The following is a 25,466-nucleotide window of genomic DNA, read 5'->3' on the forward strand; positions in this document are numbered from 1 at the left end:
ACTTCAGGAGTCAAGTCACCACTCGCATGAAGGTTAATTAGGAGGATGAATGATGAAGCGTATTTTATTAGCGGAAGATGAGGAAGTGTTACGAATGCTAGTAGTTGACACTTTAGAAGATGAAGATTATGAGGTTGACGAAGCAGCGGATGGAATGGAGGCCGTACAGCTTCTCGAAAGCAATACGTATGATCTAATAATTCTTGATTATATGATGCCCGGATATACCGGATTGGAAATCATTGAAAAAATCCAGTCGTCTGAAATTAAAAACCAAGGGAAAATCTTGATGTTATCTGCAAAAAGCCAACAATTTGAACAAGAAAGGATATTGGAAGCGGGTGCGGATTATTTCATGTCCAAACCATTTAGTCCGTTAAAATTAATAGAAAAAATCGAGGTCATTTTGCATGAAACTGAATCCTTACTTTACTAAGAGCCTTTCTAGGCAAGTAGTTTCTTTAATGACGGGTTGCATCATTTTATTTATTGTCGGAACAGGCGTTTTATTTTATTTTTTGCAGTCTTTGAATGCTGAATATATCCATCAGAGGCAAAGCATTGTGGATAAACAATTGTTGATGGATGAAATATTCGATCAATATAATACCGTCTTTTTAGATATTAAGGGATATATAGCTTTCAATAATGATGCATTAAAGGATAAAGCATTAAATGAGGAAACTTCAATCACGGAAAATATTGAAGCGTTTAAGGAGATTGCCAATACAAAGGAGGATAAGAATATCTCCAATGAGCTTGGGACTTTTACTGAATATTATTTTAGCGGGGTTCTTCCATCCTTATTTGATTCCGAAAAAAAAGGGGGGAAGTTAGAGGTTGAAAAAATGGATAGTACTGAAATTACGGCACAAATTACGAGTCTTCGCAGTACTATTAAATCATACTCGGGCACTTTAACAGAAAGGCTCGATAAAAATGTGAAGGATCTCACGAAAAAGCAGTCCTATATTCAAGGAGCCTTTGTCGGGTTCGTCCTTATTTTCTTATTCATCTTCTTATTCATCGTCAGATCGATCATCCGGAACATAGGAAGACCTCTTTCGGATTTTTCAATAGCGGCGAATGAAATTGCAGCCGGACGGGAGGCTGTTATTTCCGTCAAGGAAAACCGGAAGGATGAGCTAGGGGTATTGTCGATTGCATTCAAAAAAATGTTTACAAGCGTTCAGGAAAAAGAGCAGGAATTGATGGCGCATAATGAAGAACTGCTTGCACAGCAGGATGAACTTCAAGCCCAGCAAAATGAACTTCAAGTAACACTTGGAATCATCACTGATAATGAGCAGAAGCTCACGAGGAGAAATGAACTGATCAATGGTATATCATCGACTTTAGATAAAAAGGAAGTGCTAAAAAGCATTGTCTTTAATATGAGCAGGTTGATTTCTGCTGATCGTGGGATGATTGCTTTAGTACATGAAGATGTCTCCTCATCATTCGGAATATCGGAAAATGGAATACGGCAATTCCGGAATAATATCCACAGCGGTTTGAATCATCGTCTCCTTGAAGAGAAGAAACCCTTCACTATAAAGAGAGAACAAGATGTGGCTGAGAAAGGGTATCACGAAAATAAGAATTACAGTTATGATTTATATCTTCCCGTTTTATCCACGTTTAAAGAAGTGGATGCTATCATGGTTTTCAGCAGGTACGGGACCCCATTTACCGATCAGGAAGTGGAAGAATGCGAAACCTTGGCTAAGCAAATCTCAACGTCGCTTGACAAGATCAAGCTTTACGAACAGACAGAAGAGAATAGGAAGCTGAATCAGGATATCCTGAACACGATTCAGGAAGGCATCCAATTGATTGATCAGGAAAGAAAGGTGATTCAGGTCAATCAGCCATTTTGCGATATTTTTAAAATAGGTTCTTTTCCTGAGCAAATAATTGACATGTCATGGGAAACGTGGAGTGCTGAAATGGCTGCTCAAATGGAGGGGGAGAGATTTTTACATGCAATGGATGAAGCGATTAATAATCCGGAGGGAGTGAATTATGAAGAACGAAGTTTCACATTTAAAAAGGAAGAGACGAATCAGGTCATAAAGGTATATCTTGAAACACTGCATTATCGCGATGAATGCTATGGCACAATTTTGGTTTATCGTGATATTACAAAAGAATATGAAGTGGATCAAATGAAGTCCGAATTTGTCAGTACAGTTAGTCATGAATTAAGGACACCGCTTGCAAGCGTCCTTGGTTTTACTGAATTGATGCTGAACAAACCATTGAAACCCGAAAGACAGACAAAATATTTACAGACAATTTATAATGAAGCAAAAAGGCTTACCGCACTTATCAATGATTTCCTGGATGTTCAAAAAATGGAGTCCGGTAAACAAATATATGAAAAAAAATATGTGGAAATCATTCCATTAATTCAAAAGGTAATTGAACATTTGGAAATAAATACAGCACAGCACGATATTCGGCTCAATATCGAAACCAAGGATTTAATGATCCTGGGGGATCGTTTAAAAATCGAACAAGTGTTTTCAAACCTTTTAAGCAATGCAATCAAATATTCTCCTGATGGGGGCGGGATCTCTGTCCGAGTATATAGCAGGAACGATATGCTTTTCATAGATATCCAGGATGAGGGTTTAGGCATCCCAAAAGAATCACTGCCGCATTTATTCCAGAAATTTTATAGGGTCGATAATTCAGATCGCAGGCGGATTGGAGGAACAGGCCTTGGATTAGCCATTGTTGATGAAATCATAAAGTCACACGGTGGAAATGTTTCGGTGGTTTCCAATTATGGACATGGAAGTACATTTACCATATCCTTACCTAGAGTAACTCTGAAAGAATTGGGGCAGAACAATGATGGACAGCCAAGAAAACTTAACCATGAAATCATGGTCATTGAAGATGATATAAACTTAGCGGAACTGCTAAAATATGAATTGATGGACAGCGGCTTCCACGTTAGCTATTTCAACAGTGGTAGAAAGGCATTTCAAAAACTGAAAACCTCACCTCCGGATGCCATTGTACTGGATATCCTTCTTGAAGAGGGAGAGATGGACGGCTGGACGATCCTGAGGGAATTAAAAGGATCTGCTGACTTGAATGAGATTCCCGTTTTTGTATCGACCGCACTTGACGAAAGGGAGAAGGGAATTTCCTTGGGAGCGAAGGATTATTTAGTTAAACCTTATAAACCGAGCCAATTATCCAAAGTGATCATGCATACCTTGTTAAGTAACGGTAAACAAGGGCGGATTCTGATCCCGCAAGTATTCCATAAAGAAAAGAAGGATTAAAAAATAAAAAACCGTAATAGGTATACAGAACACCAAAAAAATGATAAATTCAAATATGTTGGAAAAATAAATAATTGGGTACAATTGTAGGTAAAGGTAAGTTACAGGAGGATTTTTATTCATGCAAAACATTCAGGCCGGCATGGCTGTAGAGTTAGAAGTGGAACGTAAGGCTGATTTTGGATGGTTTTTAACGGATGGTTCAGAAGATGTCTTACTTCATCATAATGAAATGAATGAAGGAACGGAACTTGAGATTGGCGATGAAGTAACTGTGTTCATCTACCATGACAAACAAGCAAGGCTAACAGCGACAATGAAGATACCTGAAATTCAGATTGATCGGTATGGCTGGGCGGAAGTTGTCAATGTGAAAAGGAAACTGGGGGTTTTTGTGGACATCGGTCTTTCCAAAGACATTCTTGTATCCCTGGATGACCTTCCGAATATAGATCGCTTATGGCCTGAGGTTGGTGATCGTTTATATGTATCCCTGAAGACAGATCGTCATGATCGCCTGTTTGGTAAACTTGCAACGGAAGATGTTATTCAGGAGATTGCAGTGAAAGCTCCTTTAAAAGGAGTCCGTAATACCAGTATTAAGGGAAATGTCTATCGTTTGCTAATGGTTGGATCTTTCTTTATTTCACAAGAAGGGTACCGCTGTTTCATTCACGAAAGTGAACGCAAGGAGGAGCCCCGTCTTGGTGAATTAGTTGAAGGGCGCGTCATTGATAGTAAAGAAGATGGAACGCTTAACGTTTCATTAATCCCCTTTAAACAAGATTTAATGGGGGAAGATGCTGATGTCATCTTCACTTACTTAATGAATCGCGGCGGTGCAATGCCTTATGGTGATAAAACGCCACCTGATGATATTAAGTTTCACTTCGGTTTGAGCAAGGGAGCGTTCAAGCGTGCCCTTGGCAAACTGATGAAAGAAGAAAAGATTTACCAGGAAGATGGATGGACATATTCTTCAGACCGAAAATGAAAAAGCAGCGGATTTTCTCCGCTGCCTTTTTTTATGTGAATTTCATTAAAAGAACTTCTTTTTACCTTTTTCTTCTTTTAAAATCTCCACAGCTTCCCTGAACCTCATCGAATGGATAATTTCCCTTTCACGTAAAAACCTGAGTGAATCATTGATATCAGGATCATCCGAGATGTCAATCAACCACTGGTAGGTTGCTCTGGCCTTTTCTTCAGCGGCAATATCTTCATATAAATCAGCAATCGGATCGCCTTTAGCTTGAATATATGTGGCAGTCCACGGACTTCCTGCCGCGTTTTGATAAAAAAGAGCACTATCATGATTGACATAATGTTCACCTAGGCCGGCTGCTGCCATCTGCTGTGGTGTGGCATCTTTTGTAAGTTTATAAATCATTGTGGCAATCATTTCCAGATGAGCGAATTCTTCCGTTCCGATATCCGTAAGCAAGCCAATCACTTTATCCGGAATTGTATATCGTTGATTTAAGTATCGGAGTGCTGCAGCCAACTCACCATCAGCACCCCCGTATTGTTCTATTAAAAATTTAGCCAATCGAGGATTACAGTCCCTGACTTTAACTGGATATTGCAACTTCTTTTCGTAAACCCACATAGCTCATCTCTCCTTATACCTGCCATGGCCAAGGGCCTTGGCCCCATTCCCATTTATTTTCACCGCCTGGACTGTTTCCAAATCCCAATAATGGTCCATATTTAGGCTCAAAAACTGATTTCAACTGTTTGGAATATTCATGAAATTGATTAAATTGCTGTAAAGCCTGCTGGTCGTTAGGATGTGTATCCAAATAAAGAGTCAACTCTACCAGTACGAAATCGGCAGCCTGTATTTGTTCAAGCAACTGATAATATTCATCATCCAGTTTCTTATTCATTTACGTCTCCCTTTCCCGATATGGATTATCATAAAAATCATAAAAGAACTTCCAAAGTGTACCGTATTTCAAAGCTTCTTCCGGTGTGAACTGCTCCATATTAGGCGGTTGAAAATTAATATACAAATTAGGAGGTGTCCTGTAATACTTTCTCCCAATAGGCGGACAAGGATCGAATTTACTATGGAAAGGTTTATATGACTTAACTAATGTAAAAGTCTTTTCGCGAGTCAAAAAAAATACCTCCTTTGTAAAGATATAGCTTTTAATTTTTATGCCTGGGTAATGCATAATATGACTTCTCTGGCCTGGAAAGGAAATTAACTGGAAAATGATGTTTTTTCAGAATATTATAAAATCTTGTTATAGTCCCGTTATCTTACTGTGATGTTTGTCATCTATTCTTTATCTGTTTGTTCTTTGTATAGAAAAAAACTATGTTAAGATTTAACTCGTAGCTTATAAAGCAGCTCACAAGGAGGTAACAACATATGAAAAAATCAATCTTATCGTTAGCGGCAGCGGCTGCAATATCCGGTGCATTTACAATCCCGGTTCAAGCAGAAGATGTCAAAGTGAAAGATGGAGACACATTATGGGGGATATCTCAAACATATAAAGTATCAATAGAAGATGTTAAGTCTTGGAACAATTTGTCTTCAGACGTGATTTATGCCGGAGAAACCATACATATTTCTCAAGAGGAGCATTATAAAGTAAAGTCAGGGGACACATTATCGGAAATTGCAGACAAATATGATGTAGCGGTAAATGATATTAAATCTTGGAACGGTTTAAATTCAGATACAATCCATCCTGATCAGAAACTGGTCATTAAACCTGCAGCTAATAAAGTAGAAGCTGCAAGTGTAGGGCCAGCGCAGGAATCAAAGCAAGCTGCACCAGCAGAACAAACAAAGCCAGCAGAACAATCAAAGCCAGTTGAACAATCGAAACCAGCAGAACAATCAAAGCCGGTTGAACAATCGAAACCAGCAGAACAATCAAAGCCGGTTGAACAATCGAAACCAGTAGAATCATCTGAAAAAGCAGACACAAACAATGAATCCAACGATCAAGCAGGAATCAAAAAGGAAATCACTGTTAGGGCAACTGCCTATACGGCTGATTGTCAAGGCTGCAGCGGTACTACAGCCACAGGAGTTAACCTGAAAGCTAATCCCGATGCAAAGGTGATATCAGTGGACCCATCAGTCATTCCGCTTGGATCTAAAGTTTATGTAGAGGGTTATGGCTACGCGACCGCAGCTGATACAGGCAGTGCCATCAAAGGGAATAGAGTGGACATCTTTGTACCTAACGAAAAAGATGCCGTGAATTGGGGCGTTAAAAACGTCAAAGTTCAAATCCTGAATTAATTAAACCATACAAAACATGTTTATATATTGAAAAAAGTAGACACAGACATAATGTGTCTGCTTTTTTTGTCCTTTTGGTTCACGGGAAAAGCAGGTACAATGAAAGAAATAGATCCTTATGAATCCTAACAAGGAAAATAGGAGGAGTATTAAATTGATGGAAAAAGCTCGTGAATATTTACAGGAATACTTTGGTTATGAATCATTCCGAAAAGGTCAGGAACAGATTATCGAACAAGTTTTAGAAGGAATAAACACGGCGGGCATCATGCCTACTGGCGGAGGTAAATCAATATGTTACCAAATTCCAGCCCTTCTATTACCAGGTGTAACACTCGTGATATCCCCACTTATTTCCTTGATGAAGGACCAAGTAGATGCCCTCGAACAAAATGGGATTGATGCCACATTTCTTAATAGCTCCATTTCTGGGATAGAATCATCCAATAGAATGAACGATATTAAGCAGGGTAGATATAAGCTGGTTTATGTTGCACCTGAACGGTTGGAAAATCCTGCATTTCAACAGGATCTATTTAATGTGGAAATTTCATTGGTTGCGATTGATGAGGCCCACTGTATATCTCAATGGGGACATGACTTCAGACCAAGTTATTTAAAAATCAAAACCTTATTGAAAAACATGCCATCAGCTCCGACTGTACTGGCATTAACGGCAACAGCCACACCGCATGTGACCGATGATATATGTCAGTCACTAGGAATATCAGTTCAGCATACAGTATCAACGGGATTTTCTAGGGATAACCTGTTCTTTTCCGTTGTGAAAGAAGAAAATCGCGGACGGTTTTTAATGCGCTATTTAGAGAAAAACAAAAGTGAATCGGGTATCATATATGCAGCCACTAGGAAAGAAGTCGATACCTTGTATGCCAAACTTATTAAAGCCGGGTTCAAAACAGGTCGATACCATGCTGGCATGAATGAACAAGACCGGTCGGAACAGCAAGACCAATTCATTCGGGATGACGTTCCCTTGATGGTAGCAACATCCGCCTTTGGGATGGGAATCGATAAGTCGAATGTCAGATACGTCATCCATTACCAAACTCCAAAGAACATGGAGAGTTATTATCAAGAAGCGGGCCGTGCAGGGAGGGATGGATTGGAAAGTGAATGTATCCTCTTATATTCCCCTCAGGATATGCAGATACAGCGTTTCTTGATTGACCAATCTAATCCCTCGCAGGAGTGGCAATCCCAGGAATTGAAGAAATTGAACAGAATGAAGGATTATTGTTTTACCGAAGGGTGCTTGCAAGCCTTCATCCTTCAATACTTTGGAGAAGAAAACCCGGAAGATTGCGGTCATTGCGAAAATTGTACAGATAAACGTGACTCTGTTGAAGTAACTACACAGGCACAGATGGTCCTTTCATGCATGTTGCGAATGGGTGAGAGATTCGGTAAAACGATGATTTCCCAAGTGCTTACGGGATCACGCAATAAGAAAATTGAAGAGTTTGGATTCCAGAAGCTTTCAACCTATGGTATCATCAATGATCAATCTGCGAAGGATGTAGGTGATTTCATTGATTTCCTGACCGCAAAACAGTACATCGAAATGACGGGCGGCCAGTTTCCGGTCCTCAAGGTCACCAATGCTGGCAGGGAAGTGTTACTGGGACAGAAAAAGGTCCTGCGTAAGGAAATGAAAAAAGTAAGCAGCATCAGTGCAGATCATGGGTTGTTCGAAGATTTAAGACAGTTAAGAAAAGAATTGGCAAGTAAGGAAAATGTACCTCCATTCATTATTTTTTCCGATGCATCTTTGAAAGATATGGCTGTCAAATTGCCGGGGACAGAAGAGGAATTCCTGGAAGTTAAAGGCGTAGGGATGCAGAAATTTGAACGCTTCGGATCTGTGTTCTTACAAGCTATTTCCCAGTATGTACAGGCACATCCTGAATTAGAAATGAATACTATGGTTACAAAGGAAACGGTAAAGCGAGCTACTAAACCATCTCATTTAGAAAGCTACAGCTTATATCGGGAAGGCAAATCAATCAAGGAAATAGGAACATTGAGAGGGCTGTCTTCCATTTCAATTGAAAATCATTTATTAAAGTGTGCAGAAGAACACTTGGATATCAAATGGGATGAGATTTTCTCGGATAAAGAGTTTGATCTTGTTTTGGAAACTGCGAAACAATTGGATTCTGAAAAATTGAAACCGCTAAAAGAAGCCTTGCCTGAGCATATTTCCTACTTCATGATTAAAGCGATCTTGGTTAAAGCAGGGTTGGTAAACGAAAGGTGATAAGGTTTTTTGGATAATTTTTTCATTGAATAAATAAGAATTTAGTTTATTGCGTATACTAGGAATGATAAAAAGGAGGAATTTTCGCCTTTAATCAGAGTCTTTATATAAAAAAGAGGAGGTTGCTCATGTATTTTGGTAAAAAGAATTCAGAGGAACCAGAAATCGTTATGGAAGATACGATAGTATATGCATGTGGATCAGCAGATTGCAATGGTTGGATGAGAAAAGATTTTGCCTCGGAAAACTATGATTGCCCAATGTGCGGAAGTCAATTAATTGAGGAAGTCAGGGAACTTCCAAAAATTGAAAATGAGTATAATGCGTTTAAATAAAAGAGGTGAATCATAGCCTCTTTATTTTTTATTTTAAGAAAGAAGTATGACGAGTGATTTCATTTTGAATAACGCTTTACATATAAAAATATTTATGGTATTATTAAATTTCAGTGTTGAGAAAATAAAGCACTGGAGGGTAATTTAAAGTAACATTTTTATTAATAAAATAATTTTTCATCATTTTCATGATGAAGTAGAAACAAGTTAAACACATCTAGAAAAAAGAACTACATGTAAGTATTTTCCTCGATCCATTTCTGTTCTTCATTAACTTACTTCTATGTACCATTTGTCTTTTGGAATTTAATCTACCCAATTGGAATTACGGACGGTTTTAATTAATAAACATGTACTTACAAGCTTTTATCTGATTCTCGCAGGCACGGTCTAGGAACCGTATGGATGGGAGAGAGGCAGGGCTTTCATTGTTTTAGGTTTTGGCATTAAAAATTACTCTCATGCTCGATACGCTTTGAAATGTTCATTGAACGAGCAGGAAGAACCATATGGAATGGATTCTTGAACAGCGCAGTCCCGATTATCTTGAAGGGTAAGCCAGGGACTGTGTTTCATTTTGGGGAATCATTTCTTTTTTAGAATTTTTCTTCAAATAAATAAAGCATATATATGATATAATGGGTACTGAGATATGAAAAATTCATGTCGTAATCTCAAGTTCTTACCATTCAAAAGTTTGTTTGAAAGAAAACAATAATCATACTTAGATTTGCGAATGGTTATTTACTCACAATTTAGATTAAACGCCATCTATTCTTTCTTTTATCTTTATGGCTTGTGATCTGTTATGCAGGACGGAGTCAATTCAATTCTAAGGAGTGAGATATATGTATAGAAGAAATAATACGGAAGAAATCATTCCTGAAGAAACAAAGGTGTGGGAATGTACATCAGAAGATTGCAAAGGTTGGATTCGCGATAACTTTACAAGTAATGATGAACATGTTTGTCCGTTATGTAGCAGCGAGATGAAACCCGGCACCAGAATGCTTCAAGCAATCAACAATCCAAGGAACTATTAAGGCTAGATAAAAAAAGCTGAAGGGGATTCTCCCTTCAGCTTTTTTTATCTTTTTGCCAATTGGATGAAGCAAAAAGCAGGTGAGGTTAGTGGATATCTTTTTTCTTGAATCGACCGCCTCGAACTTCCGCGATATCCCCTACGGCAAGAAATGCAGATGGATCGAAGCTTTTGACTATCTCTTTAAGTTTTGCTTCCTCAAGCCTGTTTATTACACAAAAGATGACTTTTTTATCATCACCAGAATAAGCACCTTCTCCAGCTAAAAAGGTTACGCCCCGTCCAAGACGATTCATTATCGCTTCGCCGATATCATTAAATTCATCACTGATAATCCAAACAAATTTAGATTCGTCCAAACCTGCGATGACGATATCCATCGTTTTATATGCCACGAAGTAGGCTATGATCGAATACATGGCACGATCCCACGAGAATACGAAGCCCGCACTGCCAAGGATGAATAAATTAAAGAACATGACGATCTCCCCAACGGAAAAAGGGAGCTTCTTGCTAGCGAGAATAGCAAGTATTTCTGTGCCATCCAACGAGCCGCCATATCGAATGACCATTCCAACACCAATTCCAAGAATCATACCGCCGAAAGCGGACGCTAGAAGGATATCCTGAGTGAAAGCTGGTACATGATGAAGCAATGCAGTGGTAATGGAAAGGACTAAAATTCCATAAAGGGTAGAGAATGCGAAGGTTTTTCCGATTTGTTTATAACCGATAAAAAAGAAAGGAAGATTCAAAATGAAAAGAAAGATTCCAAGCTTCCATCCAGTGATGTAAGATAACATAATCGAAATACCCGTTATGCCCCCGTCGATTACGTTATTCGGCACTAAAAAAATTTCGAGGCCGACAGCCATTAAAACTGCACCGATTGTAATTAATAGACCTCTCTGTAAAATTTGTCTAAGTGTTAATCTTTTATGCTGGGTCTTCTTTTGCATAATTTCTGTTGTACTTGCACCTGCCAGGTCTGACATAATCATGCCCCCACTCCTTCTCTCTATATAAGTTCTATTTAATTATAAACCTATAGGTATAATTAAATAAAGAAATTAACATTCCTAATTATTATATTCCTGAATAATTATTGGTATTATTTTTCATTCCCTGCAATGATGAAGCAGGGTTGTGAATGCTTGTCAGTACCATGTATTCATATTCTAATCCATATAAAACAATAGTATTTCTCATTTAATTGATTTTATGAAAAAACCTGCATTTTCTTGAGGAAGGGGGTGCGCCGAAAGAATCAGAGTGTAAATATACAGGAGTAAGGAAATAAAAAACCTTTGAGGTCCTATGAATTTACATTACAATATAGGAGAATAGAACGTTAGAGGTGATCAAGTAAAAAAATGGAACAATCAATTGTGGCATCAAATCCTGTCCTCTTTATGATTGCAGTACTATTGATAATAATGGCGTGTTATACGGCTTTGGATTTATTGACAACATTACTGACGATAGAGAGATATAAACGCCTGGTATATATAGGGAGCAGCTGCTCAATGGGAGTGGCAATCTGGACGCTCAATTTTGTGGTCATATACACACTCGATAATTCAGGAATGGCGGCATACAACTTTTCTACAATAATCTTTTCGTTAGCATTAGCGATCGCTCTCGCAGGGGTTGGGTTACTGGCCATATCGTATAAAACACAAGTTCTGCAAATCGTTTTTTGCGGCTTCATGTTTACGATGGCCATTTTATCAAATTATATTATGGGAACATCTTCATTAAATCATACTTTGCACTTTAGCCCATTGTCGGTACTCAGTACGCTTTTCAGTATCTTTATATTATTTGTAGCAGCGCTTGCAATATTATTTTATTTTAATAAATTAAGTCAATCTTCGCTAAAGCCAGTCAGTACGCTCATGATGAGTGGCGCAATCATTGAAGGCTATTATCTTTTTGTGAGAGTGTTACCGATGAATGTGAAAAATGAAACGGGTGAATTTGTTCCACTCACTCCACTTATGCTTTATCTTACATGCTTCGTTTCAATATTCATCCTTGCCAGCTTGATAGCTTCAAGTACGATCGTGGGCCGTCGGCTAGCAAAAAGTGATAATACTGTGAGTGATATCCGTTATGCTTTAGATCAATCGGCAATCGTCGCCATAACGGATGCAAAAGGAATCATTACATATGTTAACGAAAAATTCCTGGAAATATCACAATATGAAAAACATGAACTAATTGGAAAAAATCATTCTATAATCAATTCTGGTTATCACGCAAAAGAATTTTTCACTGACTTATGGCAAACGATCAGCCAAGGGAAAACATGGCATGGTGAAATATGCAATCGGACTAAAGATGGTAATGTGTATTGGGTGGATACAACAATCGTTCCGTTTATGAAAAAGGGGAAACCATATCAATATATTTCCATCCGTTCGGACATTTCCGCTCGTAAAAAAGCAGAAAATGCTTTAAAGGGGTCAATCAAGGAACTTGAAGATATGCATTATGCAATCAACCAATCTTTGATTGTGGCGATAACCGATGATAAAGGAGTCATTATTGAAGTGAATGAAAAGTTCTCGGAGGTTTCAGGTTATGGCAAAGGTGAATTGATAGGCCAGACCCATAGAATGGTTAATTCCGGATACCATTCAAAGGAATTCTTTGAACAAATGTGGAAGACCGTCCATGAACGGAAAGTTTGGAAAGGTGAAATTAGAAACAAGGCGAAAGATGGCAGTTTTTATTGGGTGGATACAACAATTGTTCCATTTTTCAGCGAAGAAGGAAAGCCATTTCAGTTTTTGGCACTGAGATATGACATAACAGAGCGTAAACAATCTGAAGAGATGCTCCATCGGCAGGATAAATTAGCCGCTGTCGGTCAGCTTGCTGCTGGGGTGGCACATGAAATAAGGAATCCGCTGACCTCCATGAAAGGGTATACGGAATTTTTGCAATTGGATGAAACGGACGAAAATAAACAAGAATATCTAGAAATAATCATGGATGAAATCAATCGTGTGAATGAGATAGTTGAAGAGTTCTTACAATTGGCCAAACCACAGGCATTGATATTGGAAACGAAGAATCTTGTGTCGATCATTCAAAACGTTGTATCTTTGACGGAGTTTGAAGCCAGGAAGAAGAACATCACGCTGATTTCGGAATGTAATGACGAAGAAATCCTCGTTCGTTGTGATGAGAATCGGTTAAAACAGGTCATATTGAACTTCATTAAAAATGGTATGGAAGCTATGCCTGACGGTGGGTTCATAAAAGTCATTACTGAACTTAAAGAGGATAATGTGCATATATCCATAACCGACACAGGAATTGGGATGCCGCCAGAGCAGCTTAAGAGATTGGGAGAACCATTTTTCACAACGAAAAAATCTGGTAATGGGTTAGGTCTCATGATCAGCTTTAAAATCATAGAAAGCCATTCTGGAAATGTCTTTGTCGAGAGCGAACTCAATAAAGGAACAGTCTTTAATATCGTGCTCCCTATTTAAAATGTCTAATAGGAAGCAATGAAAAAAACCATCAACTTTTTAGAAGATGTCTGCGTGGGGGAACGGGATTTGGAAAAACAAAAGCATGTCAATATTATTAGCTTGAAGGTATTTTACCTTTTTTCTTTTTTTGCAGTGGGAAGTTTAACACCGCTATTAAGCGTTTATTTGGCCAATGAGGCAGGTTTATCCGGTATTGAGATAGGGACGATCATGTCTGTTGGACCGATAGTGATGATCGTTTTTCAACCTTTTTGGGGGATTGTTTGTGATTGGAGCGGGAGACCAGCAAAAATACTAGCAATGACATCGTTTCTTGCTGGTCTATTCGGTTTAGGCTACTTGCTGTTCGAACACTATTTCCTTTTCGTATCCGTCGCAATCGCTTTGGCCATCTTTCAAAGTGCGATAATACCAGTTTCTGATAGCATCACCCTTCAATATACAACAAAAATCAAATCAAATTATGGAAAAATCCGTTTATTCGGTTCACTTGGTTACGGTGTGGCTGTTTTTGTAATGGGGAAGTTATCTGAATCCTTCGTGGGTCCTTCCGTTATATTTTATGCCTTTTTCTTTGGCCTGCTGATAGCGGCTTGTCTGGCTCTTCGTTTGCCCGAAGAACCACCAGGGGGGAAAGTGAAACTTTTTGGTGGAATGAAAGAATTGATTACCATGAAGCGATTTCTTATCTTTCTTGCTATAACGTTCTTGCTTTTTGGTCCTAATCTTGCAAATAATGTATACTATGGTTTGTTTATCGAGGCAAGAGGCGGTACATATACAGGAATTGGCATTGCGTTCCTATTAGCTGTATTATCGGAAATCCCCTTTATGAGAATGGCAGGTGCCTGGATTCATAAGATAGGCTTGCTGCCAATTACCTTACTGGCTGGCACGGCTTCATTGCTCCGCTGGGGTTTATACTTCACGGAACCAAGTTTGGCTACCGTATATGTGACTTCGATCATTCAAGGATTTTCACTTGGCTTATTCATTCCAGCAGCTTTACAATATATCAGGGAAGTTGTCCCAGCACGTATAACAGTAACAGCAATAACGCTTTATTCCGCCATTGGCAACGGATTGGGGAACTGGTTCAGTACCTTCAGCGGCGGGATAATATTGGATAAATCAGGGATATATTCAGTCTATTTATTTTATGGTTTACTCACACTGATCGGGATGCTGCTTACAATTTGGCTCATGAAGGTAGAAAAGAATGTAAAAGTAATGGGGAAACCCATAGGTATAACGGAAAAATGATGAGTGAACAGTTCTAATAAGGAAGATCAAAAACGATTTCAATTGAAGTGGGCATGCAAAACTCAGGTCCAGGGCTACATCAACGACTGTTCATTTCTCATCATTAGTGGCCCCCGAGTGCCTTATTTAGTGCTTGGCATCATGTTTCAGGTCAAAAGGATTAGACAATATCAAAGGGAATTACGTGAAGGGTCAGGAATCGAATAAACAGCCATTCAAAAAGGCAGAAAGGGAATATATGTGTCCCATTCTGTCTTTTTTTTTGATAAGTTGTGGAAATTTTATCCATAAGTAAACGTTTTTTTATTTTTGGAAATAATATGATTTAATGGAAGATAGAGAATGAATGGAAGGGTGAGTGTTTTTGAGTAAACCAAAAGTGTTGGCTACTACCATCGTATCAGCTCTAATCAGCCTTTTTTTTGTATTTTGCCTAGGTTGGGCGATGATGGTCCATTATGGAAAAGGAACGTCCGATATGGAAGTAATTGAAGATACCCCCGATAAAAGTGACCTTCCTGCTGATTTTACGGTATTGGCGATAGGCGATTCATTAACACGTGGCACAGGTGATGAAACAGGCAAAGGCTATGTTGGACTTGTTGTTGAAGAGTTGAAGACTCAATATAAAAGAAAACCAATCATTCATAACCTCGGAATTAATGGACAAGTGTCTAAAGAATTGGTGCAGCAAGTGAAACAACCGGAAGTTAAGCGTCAAATCCAGGCAGCTGATGTTATTTTAGTTACAATCGGGGGGAACGATTTATTTCAAAAAGGGCAGACCCTGCTTGAATATGATCGTGAAGCTACATCCGTATCACAAAAGAATTTCTTGGGAAATTTACATGAAATTTTTAAAGATATAAATAAGGTCAATGATTCAGCTACTATTTTGTTACTTGGTCTGTATAATCCATTTATAGATTTGGATAAAGACTTTGATACGAACCGCATCGTACGGGAATGGAATAATGAAACGGCGGAAGTCGTGGCTCATTATGAAAATGCAATTTTTGTTCCAACATTCGATTTATTTCAATTGTCGGTAAATGAGTATTTGTATTCGGACAATTTTCACCCTAATAAGAAAGGGTATCGTTTAATTGCTGATAGAGTTGCTCCTTTAATAAAATGGGAGGATGTGGAACGATGAAACAGGTGACATTGTCTGTTAGGGACTTGAGAAAAAAGATTGGCAAACGGGAAATTATTAAAGGAATAGATTTTGAGTTGAATGAAGGTGAGGTTTTTGGCTTTTTAGGACCAAACGGGGCAGGTAAGACGACGACAATCCGCATGTTGGTCGGATTGATTAAGCCATCCTCGGGTTCCATCCATATATGCGGTTATGATGTTCATCGGGAATTTACGAAGGCCATGAAGCAAATGGGCTGCATCGTTGAAAATCCAGAATTATATCCATTTTTGAGTGGGTGGGATAATTTACTCCACTTTGCAAGAATGTTACCTGAAGTCGATGAAACCAGAATGATCGAGGTTGTTGAACTCGTCGGTCTGCAAGCGAGAATTCACGATAAAGTGAAGACCTATTCGTTAGGTATGAGGCAGCGTTTAGGAATCGCGCAGGCAATGCTGAACAGTCCTAAACTATTAATATTGGATGAACCGACTAACGGTCTAGATCCTGCCGGAATCCGTGAAATGCGACAATTCATCAGGAAGCTGGCTGAAGAAGAAGGTATGAGTGTTCTGGTTTCCTCACACTTATTAGGTGAAATACAGCAACTTTGTGACCGGGTCGCAATTATTAAAGGCGGGGAAATTATTAAAACGGACACAGTGGAAAGCTTATTATCCCAGCAGGAGCGGATAATTTGGCGGGTGGAGCCTATTCAAATGGGAGCGGAAGTTCTTAGCCGCTTCACCGATATTACCTTAGATCAAAAATATATCATTACAGCTTATGATGAATCCAAAACGCCTGAATGGAATGCAGCACTTAACCAAGCAGGGGTGAGGGTGCATGAAATGAATCGAAAGCTCCCGGGATTGGAAGAGTTGTTTTTGCAAGTTACCGGTGTCGGAGGTGCAGGCATTGAATAACTTGGTCCAAAATGAAATGATGAAGATGCTGGCAAAAAAACGGCTGATCATAATCGGTATTATCGTTGGAATTTTAGTTTTGATGTTTACATATGCCCAATACAAACAAGTGGAAGAGCAACGGGAGAAGTTGGGAACTGATGATTGGCGTGCGGCTCTTCAGCAGCAAATCATTGATACGCAAAATCGATTGGGCTCGAATAGGATGCTGGATGAGTGGCGTGAACAGCTGCAAGTAAGTCTGAAGCAGCAGCAATATTATCTCGATCATGATATTAATCCCTCAGAACCAGGTGCAGCTACTTTTACACGCATGTTTTTGGAAAATGCAATTGATTTGTTCATTCCGCTGTTGATCATGATTGTGGCCAGTGATTTGGTTTCTTCCGAAAATGGACAAGGCACGATCAAACTTCTGTTGACAAGGCCAGTGGAGCGCTGGAAAATCTTATTGAGCAAATATGTAACATTATTATTATCGGTTTCGATTATCGTGGCGATGACAGCCTTATTGTCTTACCTTTTATCAGGAATCGTTTTCGGGTACCAAGGCTGGGGGGCCCCCGTAATAACCGGATTCGAATTGAATGGTGCTGATGTGGATGTCAGTCAAGTAAGGTTAGTTGAACAATGGAAATTCCTATTGATGGATTTGGGACTTGTCTGGCTGGTGGCGGTTGTTGTAGGGACTCTTTCTTTCATGCTTTCGGTTTTAGTAAGGAGCACTCCTGCAGGCATGGGCATCATGCTGGCTGCATTAATTTCCGGGGCTATATTGAACAATATGGTTTCATCATGGGAATCAGCGAAGTATTTCTTTATGGTGAATTTGAAGTTGACCGCTTATATTAGCGGCACGGCTCCACCGATAGAGGGGATGACTTTATTATCATCTGTCATTACCTTGCTCGTTTGGTGGGCACTTGCTTTAATTGTATCTTTTACAGTATTTACCCGGAGGGATGTATTCTGAGAAACAGCCTATATGGATTATTGGTTGTTTCAGTTTGTTGACAAAAGGGCTTCCGGAAGTGTCGCACCCCGAACCGGATTTCTAAAGAAGACTCGGTTTAATGGCTAGCCGAGACCCCCGGCGGACACTCGGCGGAAAGGAGGCGGATTTCCGAAATCATCTTCATTTTTAAAAATAAAAAACAGAAGGCAAACTCGTTTTTTACTTTGAATTTGTCTTCTGTCTGAAACAGCCTATATAAATAATAGGTTGTTTTTTATTTTCTTGTACGGGGTATCCTTTTAAAAAAGTATGTTCAAAATTAGGAGGATTACAAATGGATGATAATCATTTGAATGAAAAATTCATGCCAATGACTTCAGTCTCCAGTGGTGATGTACAGATAATAAATGAGAATATATATTGTCTGTCCGTCCAAATCGTTAATGTAATATTTGTAGGGTCACCCAAAGATGATAAATGGGTATTGATAGATGCAGGGATGCCGCGCTCAGCAGAGGTAATAAAGAAAACTGCCGAAGAAATATATGGACCACAAAATCCACCTGCTGCCATTATTTTGACACATGGACATTTCGATCATGTTGGCGCACTGATTGAGTTAATGGAGCATTGGGAAGCTCCAGTTTATGCCCATATAAAAGAAATGCCTTATTTAACGGGACAGGAAGATTACCCCCAACCGGATCCTACTGTTGAAGGAGGGATGGTCGCAAAAATTTCATGGATATTTCCGAATGAGGGAATCAACCTTGATGAAAAAGTTCAGCCATTGCCTGATGATCATAGTGTTCCCGGACTTCGTGATTGGAAATGGGTTCACACCCCTGGCCATTCAAAAGGACATATTTCACTTTTTCGTGATAGTGACCGAAGTTTGATTGCTGGAGATGCTTTTGTGAATGTCAGGCAAGATTCACTATACAAGGTCATCACTCAGGAGAAAGAAATAGCGGGCCCACCGCGGTATTTGACAACCGATTGGAAGGCTGCAAAAGAATCTGTAAAGTTATTGGAAAGTATGAAGCCGGCTGTTGCCATAACGGGGCACGGGTATCCTGTTGAAGGGCATGAGCTGGAAATGGGGTTATCAAAGCTTGCAAAGGAATTCGATTCATTAGCTAAGCCGGATCATGGGAAATATGTGGAATGATACATGAACAAGTTTGATGAATAATTTCTATTCAAAAGTCAAAAATAAACAAGCAACTTATGAAAATGGAGGGATATCGGTGACTACATTAAGAGATATCATGACAACAGACGTGAATTGTTGCACTGCGGAAGATAATATATATGAAGCAGCAGTCAAAATGAAGAATGATGATGTTGGTGTCATTCCTGTTTTGGAGAATAACCATTTAATTGGTGTCATCACAGACAGGGATATCGTCATTCGCTGTGTGGCCGAGAAAAAGCCGAATTCAACTAGAATTACTGATGTCATTTCCACGAACCTTGTAACAGGCACGCCAGGTATGTCAGTGGAGGAAGCTGAAGAGTTAATGGCTACCGAGCAAATCAGAAGGCTCCCTATCATTGAGAATGACAAGCTGGTGGGAGTCGTGGCATTAGGTGATCTTGCTGTACACCAAAAGACAAATTCAATGGCGGGAAATGCTTTAAGTTCAATTTCCGAAGACAGAGACCAAATTCAACACTAAGAACAAAACTCTGTTAGCTTTTGCTAACAGAGTTTTGATTTTAAAGATACTTATTGAACCATCCTTTGATTTCCTCAACATGTTGCAGGCGCATCTTTGGAGATCCGCTTCGGGATACTTCGTGAGTTTCATCTGGGAATGAAACAAGCACTGCTTCTTTTTTTTGCCTTTTTAAAGCGACAAAAAATTGCTCGCTCTGTTCAATGGGACAGCGGAAATCCTTTTCACCGTGAAGTAAAAGTAAAGGGGTATTCACATTGGAAACATATTTTAAAGGAGAGTGCTGCCATAATTTTTCAGCAGAGTTAACGATATCGCCGCCTACTTCCCACTCTGTAAAATAATAACCAATGTCGCTGACACCATAAAAACTTAGCCAGTTACTGATGCAACGCTGAGTCACAGCGGCCTTGAAGCGGTTAGTATGTCCGATGATCCAATTTGTCATGAACCCTCCATAACTTCCTCCGGATACCCCTAAATCTTCATGCTCGATAAAATCATACGTAGCTAAAACGTGATCAACTCCAGCCATTAAGTCCTTATAATCCATGCCTCCATAATCACCCCGGCAGGCATTTACGAAATCTTGGCCATATCCAACACTTCCGCGCGGGTTAGTGAACAATACAGTATACCCTTCATTAGCCAAGGTCTGGAATTCATGAACATAGGTATTGGCATACATCATATGCGGACCGCCGTGGATTTCTAAAATGAGCGGATATTTTTGATTACTTTTAAAATCAGTCGGTCTCATGAGCCAGCCGTGAATGGTAAGTCCATCAACAGATGGAAATGTAATGGGTTCAGCCATGGACAAATGTTTATCCTTCAAAAAATCCTCATTAACAAAACTGATTTGTTTCTTATCGCCATTGGTAAGGTTATAAGCAAAGAGATCGCCGGGATGAACAGGTGTACTTATGGCCACGACTGCACGATGGCTTTCGGGATCTATAGTCAGTCCGTATATATGCTGCGGGTCAAGGATCGATGGATACATGGCTCCTTCAATGGAACCATAATAAACTCCGGTATTTCCGTAATCGCTTATTAAAAAATAAAAGCCTTGGCTATCGTTTGTCCATAAGATACCTGGGTCGACGGCTCCGATTTGGAAATCACCAATTGCGGAATCTCCAATTTGGACGTCCCACCCATCGGTCAAACACTGAGTCGTTTGATCGAAAATGGAATATAACCAGATATTTGAAAAAGTGGCACCGGCAAATTCTTTATTATGGCCAATGAATGATAGATATTCACCATTTGGTGACCATTTCGGATCTCTAAAGAAACCTTCGCCATCCGTTATCTTCTCTAAAGCTTTCGTTTCTAGTTCCATGATGAAAATATCGGAAAAAAGTTCATCATCACTTCTTTCCGCATCTCCGCTTATGAAGGCAATATGCTGTCCGTCTGGGGACCATGCATTCGGATGATGATCAATATTGTTTTCTGTTAGCAATGTGGAATCTCCCTTAAAAATTCCTACTATAACCAACTGCTGATATAACTGATCAAAATAGCCTCTCCCATCCCATTTATACTTAATTCGGTCATACCTATGAACTTCTTTGGACAAATCATTTTCCTTAACCGTATTAAGGTTTTCGCCCACCTTTAATCCGGTTGAAAGCAGCAACTTGGTGGAACAAGGAGACCAAATAGGTTTTGTTACGCCGTTAACGAAATGTGTCAGCTGTCGGGCTTCCCCACCAATGCTCCCAATAATGTGAACTTGTTTTTTACCTGATCTGTCCGATATAAAGGCGATATGCTTGCCGTCGGGGGACCAGGCTGGTGATGTATCACGATTATCCCCAAACGTCCATTGCTTAGTTTCATTCGTAATCAGGCTGAACATAAACAGATTGGAAATGTATTTTTCCGTTTTTTCATCTATTCTGTTTTGGACATAAATCGCCATGCTGCCATCCGGGGATAGTTTTGGATCGGTTACTGATTTCAAGTGAAATAAGTCTCTTGCTGTAATGCCTATTTTGTTCATCCTTTTCACCCTTTCATTTCTCATAGTTATGTATTTCGCTAAAGAGAAATATAAATCCTTTAGTAAATGGTAAACGCGTAATGTTTATTTATCAAGGACAAAAGAATGAAAATAATCCGGCCTATTCATCAGGTCGGATTATTAGCTATATAGGCAAAAAAACATACAATTACTTATGCATGTGTCGAGCATGTGGGAGGTGCGGCGGAATTTGGAAATTATGTTCTTCCATCATTTTATAATGTTTTTCAAAATGTGAAACCATTTTATCTGCTTCTTCTTTAGAAAGCGCGCCATACTCGACATATTTTTCGATCAATAACTTTTTGTCAGCGAGTATCTGCTTTTGGATCTTAGCGATTTCCGATTTTTGCGCTTCAGTGAATTGGACACTTTCCTGTTTTACTTTATTTTCCTGTGCAGCCGGGTGATTCAGGTTAACCAAGAACAGGGAACAGGCTGTTAGACAGATGACTAAAAACTTTCTCATGAATGAACGACTCCTTCTAATTGATTTTTGCGGAACCTATAAAGCTTGTAAGTCTCTTCTTGATGGTGGATGCTTTTCAATATGGAAGATTCCTTATTTCTTTATTATCATTTACAGCATTTACAGTTTTATGTAAAAAAATAGGGTGAGGGTTTGTTACAGAAAGATATGGGTAATTTAAATGTAAGCACAAAATTTCGTTGTAGCTTCTTATTAATAAAAAATCATTTAAGAAGGGAAGAAGGGGGATTATCATGATTTGGACAATTATTGGTGTAATATTATTATTATGGGTTCTTGGTTTAGTCTTTAAAGTGGCTGCAGGATTTATACATATCTTGCTTATCATCGCGGTCATTCTCATTTTGGTTAAAGTTTTTAAAGGAAGGAATCGAATATAGATGTGTATGGAAGGCTAACGTGGAAAACTTTATAAATACCAATGTAAAAGGCGGCCTGGTGGACAGGTCGCCTTGTGTTTTTCCATCAGGTTGTCAATCGTATGGAAGTGGCTGCCCTAACAGCCTTTTATGAATCCATATCGCTGCTTGGGTGCCATCCCCCATCGAAATGGTGACTTGTTCGGAATGGGCAACGAGGTCGCCGCCTGCCCAGACTCCTTTAATATTGGTTTCTTTAGTTCGTGGATGAATCACCACATGATTGTTTTCATTTACTTGCACACCTAATTGTAAGGCTAGCTCATTATTAAGTTTGTTACCTTTAAATGCCGTGAATGCTTTTTCAGCTTCGATTATTTTACCGGATGCTAATTGAATGGCTGTCAACTGCTGTTTGGCATTAACATGAACTTCACAAACTTCCTCTTCAATTACAGGAATCTGATTTTTCTTTAACTTTTCCCTATACTCATCATCAATTTTTGTTTTCGAATGATTTACGTAAATGATATCTTTTGACCAATATAATAGAGTAAGCGCCATGCCCGCTCCTGCATTTCCGCCTCCGATGACAACGGTTTGCTTATCCATGATCTCATACCCATCACAATCAGGGCATATATATGTGGATGTCCCAAGGGTCGGATAGATGTTTTTGATTGAAGGAATGTTATCGGTAATGCCAGTACCAAGAAAAATCATTTTGGCTTCATAATCCATGTCATTCTTTGTTCGGATAAAAAACTTGTCCTGCTTTTTATCAAGAGATTTCACTGTATCATCCAAGAATTCGACACCGAATTTTTCAGCGTGCTGTCTGCCAAGTGTCCTTAATTGTTTGCCGCTTACCCCATCAGGCCATCCAAGAATGTTATGGTAAGCCTTGGCAATGGAAGATCGGCCTTGAGCAGAATCAATGACGATAATATCATGTTTATATCTTCCGAGCTGGATGGCTGCCTGAATACCGGCTATCCCTCCACCAATAATAATGCAATCTGCTTGTTTCATGAATTCACCGCCCATAAATTTGGAATAAACCTAGTGTTATTCTATCTGTAAAAAATATACCACTAGTCTCTGGCGCTTAAACAAAAAAGGAGGGAGTCCGCAGCTGGCGGAACTTCCTCCTTCCTTTCATACCTATGTCATTGATTCTGTATTGGTTCAAGCCATTCTTGTGCCCAATTTTGAATTTCGTTCATTACCGGTGCAAGTGCCTTTCCTTTTTCAGTTAAGGAATATTCAATCCTGACCGGTGTCTCTGGATATACGTCCCTTTTAACAATACCTTCAATTTCCAAGTCCTTTAAACGTTCAGAAAGAATCCTGCCGCTTATCGGGAATGCAGATTCAATATTACAAAACCGTTGAGGGCCATTAAGTAATTGATTGACAATCAAGCCAGTCCAGCGTTTACTCAAGATTTGCATTCCTTTTTCAAATCGTGGACAAAGTGTCGTATTATTCATCATATCACCTCATTATTAATATATTATAATCCATTTACCTTATATGTAACAACTTTACCGATAATTATTTAGTTACTAGAGATGTTATAGTATAAGAAATTTATGAGCTTACTTTAAGTATCATGAAAAGTAATCCGCCTCTGAATTGCCATATTTAAAAAAAATGCGCTTTTAAAAAATTGTGTTTTTTAGAGATACCATGAAAAATATGTTATTTTAATATTAAAGTCAAAGTTTTGCAAATGGAAGGATCCGTGGAAATGATGAATGATTTACTGCAAGAGGCCGTATCCTTTATCAGGACAAGTTATCCTGAATTATTGAAAACGGAAGAGGACATAAATGGCAGGATCGAACAAATTAACGAGGAAATAAATGAAACAGGCAGATATGAACATACATATGAAGAATTGGTATATGGTGCTAAATTAGCTTGGCGTAATAGCAATCGTTGCATTGGGCGCTTTTTTTGGGAATCGCTGAGGGTGATTGATAAAAGGATGATTCAAAGCGAAGAAGGAATAGTATCGGCTCTCTTTGAGCATATCGAATATGCTACGAATAATGGGAGCATCAGACCTGTGATTACAATTTTCAAACAGAAAGATCATGATCGAAAAGTGGATATTTGGAATCATCAGCTCATTCGATATGCAGGATATGAGACGGAACATGGCGTAATCGGTGATTCAAGTTCAATCGAATTCACCAAGCAATGTATGGCATTAGGATGGGAAGGGAAGAACGGACCTTTCGATATTTTACCCCTTGTAGTCCAATTGGACGGTAAACCCCCTAGTTTTCATGATATACCTGAAAGCCTCATTAAAGAAGTCCAAATCACCCACCCTAAGCTAAAATGGTTCAAAGATCTTGAAATCAAATGGTATGCGGTTCCGATCATTTCCGGCATGAGATTGGAAATTGGCGGTATTACTTATTCGGCTGCGCCATTTAACGGGTGGTACATGGGAACGGAAATCGGTGCCAGGAACCTTGCGGACGAAGAACGCTACAATATGCTTCCGGCAATCGGGGAGAGGATGGGCTTGGATATTAAGCGTGATTCGAATTTATGGAAAGATAGAGCCCTGATCGAACTGAATGAAGCAGTCCTTCATTCATATAAAAAATACGGAGTCAGCATCGTAGATCACCATACAGCAGCTAAACAATTCAAGAAATTCGAAGAAAAAGAAGCCTCTTGTGCCCGGAAAGTAACGGGGGACTGGACCTGGTTGATTCCACCGGTGTCCCCAGCGACGACACACGTTTTTCATCAGCCATATAACAATGAAATAATGAAACCTAATTTCTTTTATCAAATTCCTCCATATAAATAAAGGTTTAAATTTAACTGGCGTGGGGTATAGATATAGCAAGTC

General features: G+C 39.2%; 24 protein-coding genes. 16 read left to right on the forward strand and 8 right to left on the reverse strand.

The window, feature by feature from the left end; genetic code table 11:
* Nucleotides 1–52: 52 nt before the first annotated feature.
* The 3 genes from N0M92_RS14615 to N0M92_RS14625 all read left to right on the forward strand — a co-directional run bounded on the left by N0M92_RS14615 (nt 53) and on the right by N0M92_RS14625 (nt 4,296).
* Nucleotides 53–436 carry a response regulator transcription factor gene (locus tag N0M92_RS14615; RefSeq protein WP_260286439.1) on the forward strand — a complete coding sequence of 128 codons (384 nt, stop codon included), beginning with the start codon at nt 53–55 and terminating at the stop codon, nt 434–436.
* Nucleotides 411–3,302 carry an ATP-binding protein gene (locus tag N0M92_RS14620; protein WP_260286440.1) on the forward strand — a complete coding sequence of 964 codons (2,892 nt, stop codon included), beginning with the start codon at nt 411–413 and terminating at the stop codon, nt 3,300–3,302. Before N0M92_RS14615 ends, N0M92_RS14620 begins: the two co-directional genes overlap by 26 nt.
* A gap of 121 nt (nt 3,303–3,423) precedes the next feature.
* The gene (locus N0M92_RS14625; RefSeq protein WP_260286441.1) at nt 3,424–4,296 is read left to right on the forward strand and encodes a CvfB family protein; all 873 of its coding nucleotides are present in this window, start codon (nt 3,424–3,426) and stop codon (nt 4,294–4,296) included.
* Nucleotides 4,297–4,341: 45 nt separating this feature from the next.
* Here N0M92_RS14625 and N0M92_RS14630 read toward each other — a convergent pair whose 3' ends face one another.
* From N0M92_RS14630 to N0M92_RS14640, 3 genes are read right to left on the reverse strand one after another with little or no spacing between them, the layout of a single operon-like run.
* Nucleotides 4,342–4,911: a manganese catalase family protein gene (locus N0M92_RS14630; RefSeq protein WP_192205086.1), complete on the reverse strand. Its 570-nt coding sequence runs from the start codon at nt 4,909–4,911 to the stop codon at nt 4,342–4,344.
* 13 nt (nt 4,912–4,924) lie between these two features.
* Complete coding sequence (locus N0M92_RS14635) at nt 4,925–5,191, reverse strand: spore coat protein CotJB (RefSeq protein ID WP_063234474.1); 267 nt, start codon at nt 5,189–5,191, stop codon at nt 4,925–4,927.
* Nucleotides 5,192–5,425: a spore coat associated protein CotJA gene (locus N0M92_RS14640; protein ID WP_048679115.1), complete on the reverse strand. Its 234-nt coding sequence runs from the start codon at nt 5,423–5,425 to the stop codon at nt 5,192–5,194.
* Between the two features lie 257 nt (nt 5,426–5,682).
* Between N0M92_RS14640 and N0M92_RS14645 the strand changes: the two genes are divergently transcribed.
* The 4 genes from N0M92_RS14645 to N0M92_RS14660 all read left to right on the forward strand — a co-directional run bounded on the left by N0M92_RS14645 (nt 5,683) and on the right by N0M92_RS14660 (nt 10,229).
* Nucleotides 5,683–6,570 carry a LysM peptidoglycan-binding domain-containing protein gene (locus N0M92_RS14645; RefSeq protein ID WP_260286442.1) on the forward strand — a complete coding sequence of 296 codons (888 nt, stop codon included), beginning with the start codon at nt 5,683–5,685 and terminating at the stop codon, nt 6,568–6,570.
* 157 nt (nt 6,571–6,727) lie between these two features.
* Nucleotides 6,728–8,851, forward strand: a complete 2,124-nt coding sequence (gene recQ, locus N0M92_RS14650; protein ID WP_260286485.1) for a DNA helicase RecQ — start codon at nt 6,728–6,730, stop codon at nt 8,849–8,851.
* 128 nt (nt 8,852–8,979) lie between these two features.
* A complete protein-coding gene (locus N0M92_RS14655) occupies nt 8,980–9,186 on the forward strand; it encodes a cold-inducible protein YdjO-related protein (protein ID WP_192205082.1) in 207 nt (68 codons plus the stop codon).
* An 848-nt stretch (nt 9,187–10,034) separates the two neighbouring features.
* Complete coding sequence (locus N0M92_RS14660) at nt 10,035–10,229, forward strand: cold-shock protein (protein WP_034307294.1); 195 nt, start codon at nt 10,035–10,037, stop codon at nt 10,227–10,229.
* 85 nt (nt 10,230–10,314) lie between these two features.
* Here N0M92_RS14660 and N0M92_RS14665 read toward each other — a convergent pair whose 3' ends face one another.
* Nucleotides 10,315–11,229 (reverse strand): YitT family protein, encoded by a 915-nt coding sequence (locus N0M92_RS14665; protein ID WP_228467431.1) that lies wholly within the window; start codon nt 11,227–11,229, stop codon nt 10,315–10,317.
* Between the two features lie 372 nt (nt 11,230–11,601).
* On the opposite strand from N0M92_RS14665, the gene N0M92_RS14670 reads away from it, so the two are divergent.
* The 7 genes from N0M92_RS14670 (at nt 11,602) to N0M92_RS14700 (ending at nt 19,704) form a co-directional block, all read left to right on the forward strand.
* On the forward strand, nt 11,602–13,734 hold the full coding sequence (locus N0M92_RS14670) for a PAS domain S-box protein (protein WP_260286443.1): 2,133 nt from the start codon (nt 11,602–11,604) through the stop codon (nt 13,732–13,734).
* Between the two features lie 18 nt (nt 13,735–13,752).
* Nucleotides 13,753–15,000 (forward strand): MFS transporter, encoded by a 1,248-nt coding sequence (locus N0M92_RS14675; RefSeq protein WP_260286444.1) that lies wholly within the window; start codon nt 13,753–13,755, stop codon nt 14,998–15,000.
* A gap of 364 nt (nt 15,001–15,364) precedes the next feature.
* Complete coding sequence (locus tag N0M92_RS14680) at nt 15,365–16,156, forward strand: SGNH/GDSL hydrolase family protein (RefSeq protein WP_260286445.1); 792 nt, start codon at nt 15,365–15,367, stop codon at nt 16,154–16,156.
* A complete protein-coding gene (locus tag N0M92_RS14685; RefSeq protein ID WP_260286446.1) occupies nt 16,153–17,067 on the forward strand; it encodes an ABC transporter ATP-binding protein in 915 nt (304 codons plus the stop codon). The genes N0M92_RS14680 and N0M92_RS14685 overlap by 4 nt, the downstream gene beginning before the upstream one ends.
* A complete protein-coding gene (locus tag N0M92_RS14690) occupies nt 17,060–18,040 on the forward strand; it encodes an ABC transporter permease (RefSeq protein ID WP_260286447.1) in 981 nt (326 codons plus the stop codon). Before N0M92_RS14685 ends, N0M92_RS14690 begins: the two co-directional genes overlap by 8 nt.
* A 316-nt stretch (nt 18,041–18,356) precedes the next feature.
* Entirely contained in the window at nt 18,357–19,193 is an 837-nt protein-coding gene (locus tag N0M92_RS14695) for an MBL fold metallo-hydrolase (RefSeq protein ID WP_260286448.1), read from the forward strand.
* Nucleotides 19,194–19,272: 79 nt separating this feature from the next.
* Complete coding sequence (locus N0M92_RS14700; RefSeq protein WP_260286449.1) at nt 19,273–19,704, forward strand: CBS domain-containing protein; 432 nt, start codon at nt 19,273–19,275, stop codon at nt 19,702–19,704.
* A gap of 40 nt (nt 19,705–19,744) precedes the next feature.
* Here N0M92_RS14700 and N0M92_RS14705 read toward each other — a convergent pair whose 3' ends face one another.
* Together N0M92_RS14705 and N0M92_RS14710 are read right to left on the reverse strand one after the other, a co-directional pair.
* A complete protein-coding gene (locus tag N0M92_RS14705) occupies nt 19,745–21,718 on the reverse strand; it encodes a S9 family peptidase (RefSeq protein WP_260286450.1) in 1,974 nt (657 codons plus the stop codon).
* Nucleotides 21,719–21,887: 169 nt separating this feature from the next.
* The gene (locus N0M92_RS14710) at nt 21,888–22,208 is read right to left on the reverse strand and encodes a YckD family protein (RefSeq protein WP_260286451.1); all 321 of its coding nucleotides are present in this window, start codon (nt 22,206–22,208) and stop codon (nt 21,888–21,890) included.
* A 254-nt stretch (nt 22,209–22,462) separates the two neighbouring features.
* On the opposite strand from N0M92_RS14710, the gene N0M92_RS14715 reads away from it, so the two are divergent.
* Nucleotides 22,463–22,609 carry a lmo0937 family membrane protein gene (locus N0M92_RS14715; RefSeq protein WP_260286452.1) on the forward strand — a complete coding sequence of 49 codons (147 nt, stop codon included), beginning with the start codon at nt 22,463–22,465 and terminating at the stop codon, nt 22,607–22,609.
* Nucleotides 22,610–22,702: 93 nt separating this feature from the next.
* Here N0M92_RS14715 and N0M92_RS14720 read toward each other — a convergent pair whose 3' ends face one another.
* Together N0M92_RS14720 and N0M92_RS14725 are read right to left on the reverse strand one after the other, a co-directional pair.
* Nucleotides 22,703–23,620: an NAD(P)/FAD-dependent oxidoreductase gene (locus N0M92_RS14720; protein ID WP_260286453.1), complete on the reverse strand. Its 918-nt coding sequence runs from the start codon at nt 23,618–23,620 to the stop codon at nt 22,703–22,705.
* Nucleotides 23,621–23,757: 137 nt separating this feature from the next.
* On the reverse strand, nt 23,758–24,081 hold the full coding sequence (locus tag N0M92_RS14725; RefSeq protein WP_048678030.1) for a winged helix-turn-helix transcriptional regulator: 324 nt from the start codon (nt 24,079–24,081) through the stop codon (nt 23,758–23,760).
* A 260-nt stretch (nt 24,082–24,341) separates the two neighbouring features.
* On the opposite strand from N0M92_RS14725, the gene N0M92_RS14730 reads away from it, so the two are divergent.
* Nucleotides 24,342–25,424: a nitric oxide synthase oxygenase gene (locus N0M92_RS14730; protein WP_260286454.1), complete on the forward strand. Its 1,083-nt coding sequence runs from the start codon at nt 24,342–24,344 to the stop codon at nt 25,422–25,424.
* Nucleotides 25,425–25,466 lie beyond the last annotated feature (42 nt).

Source organism: Peribacillus aracenensis (assembly GCF_025175645.1).
Taxonomy (GTDB): Bacteria; Bacillota; Bacilli; order Bacillales; family DSM-1321; genus Peribacillus; species Peribacillus aracenensis.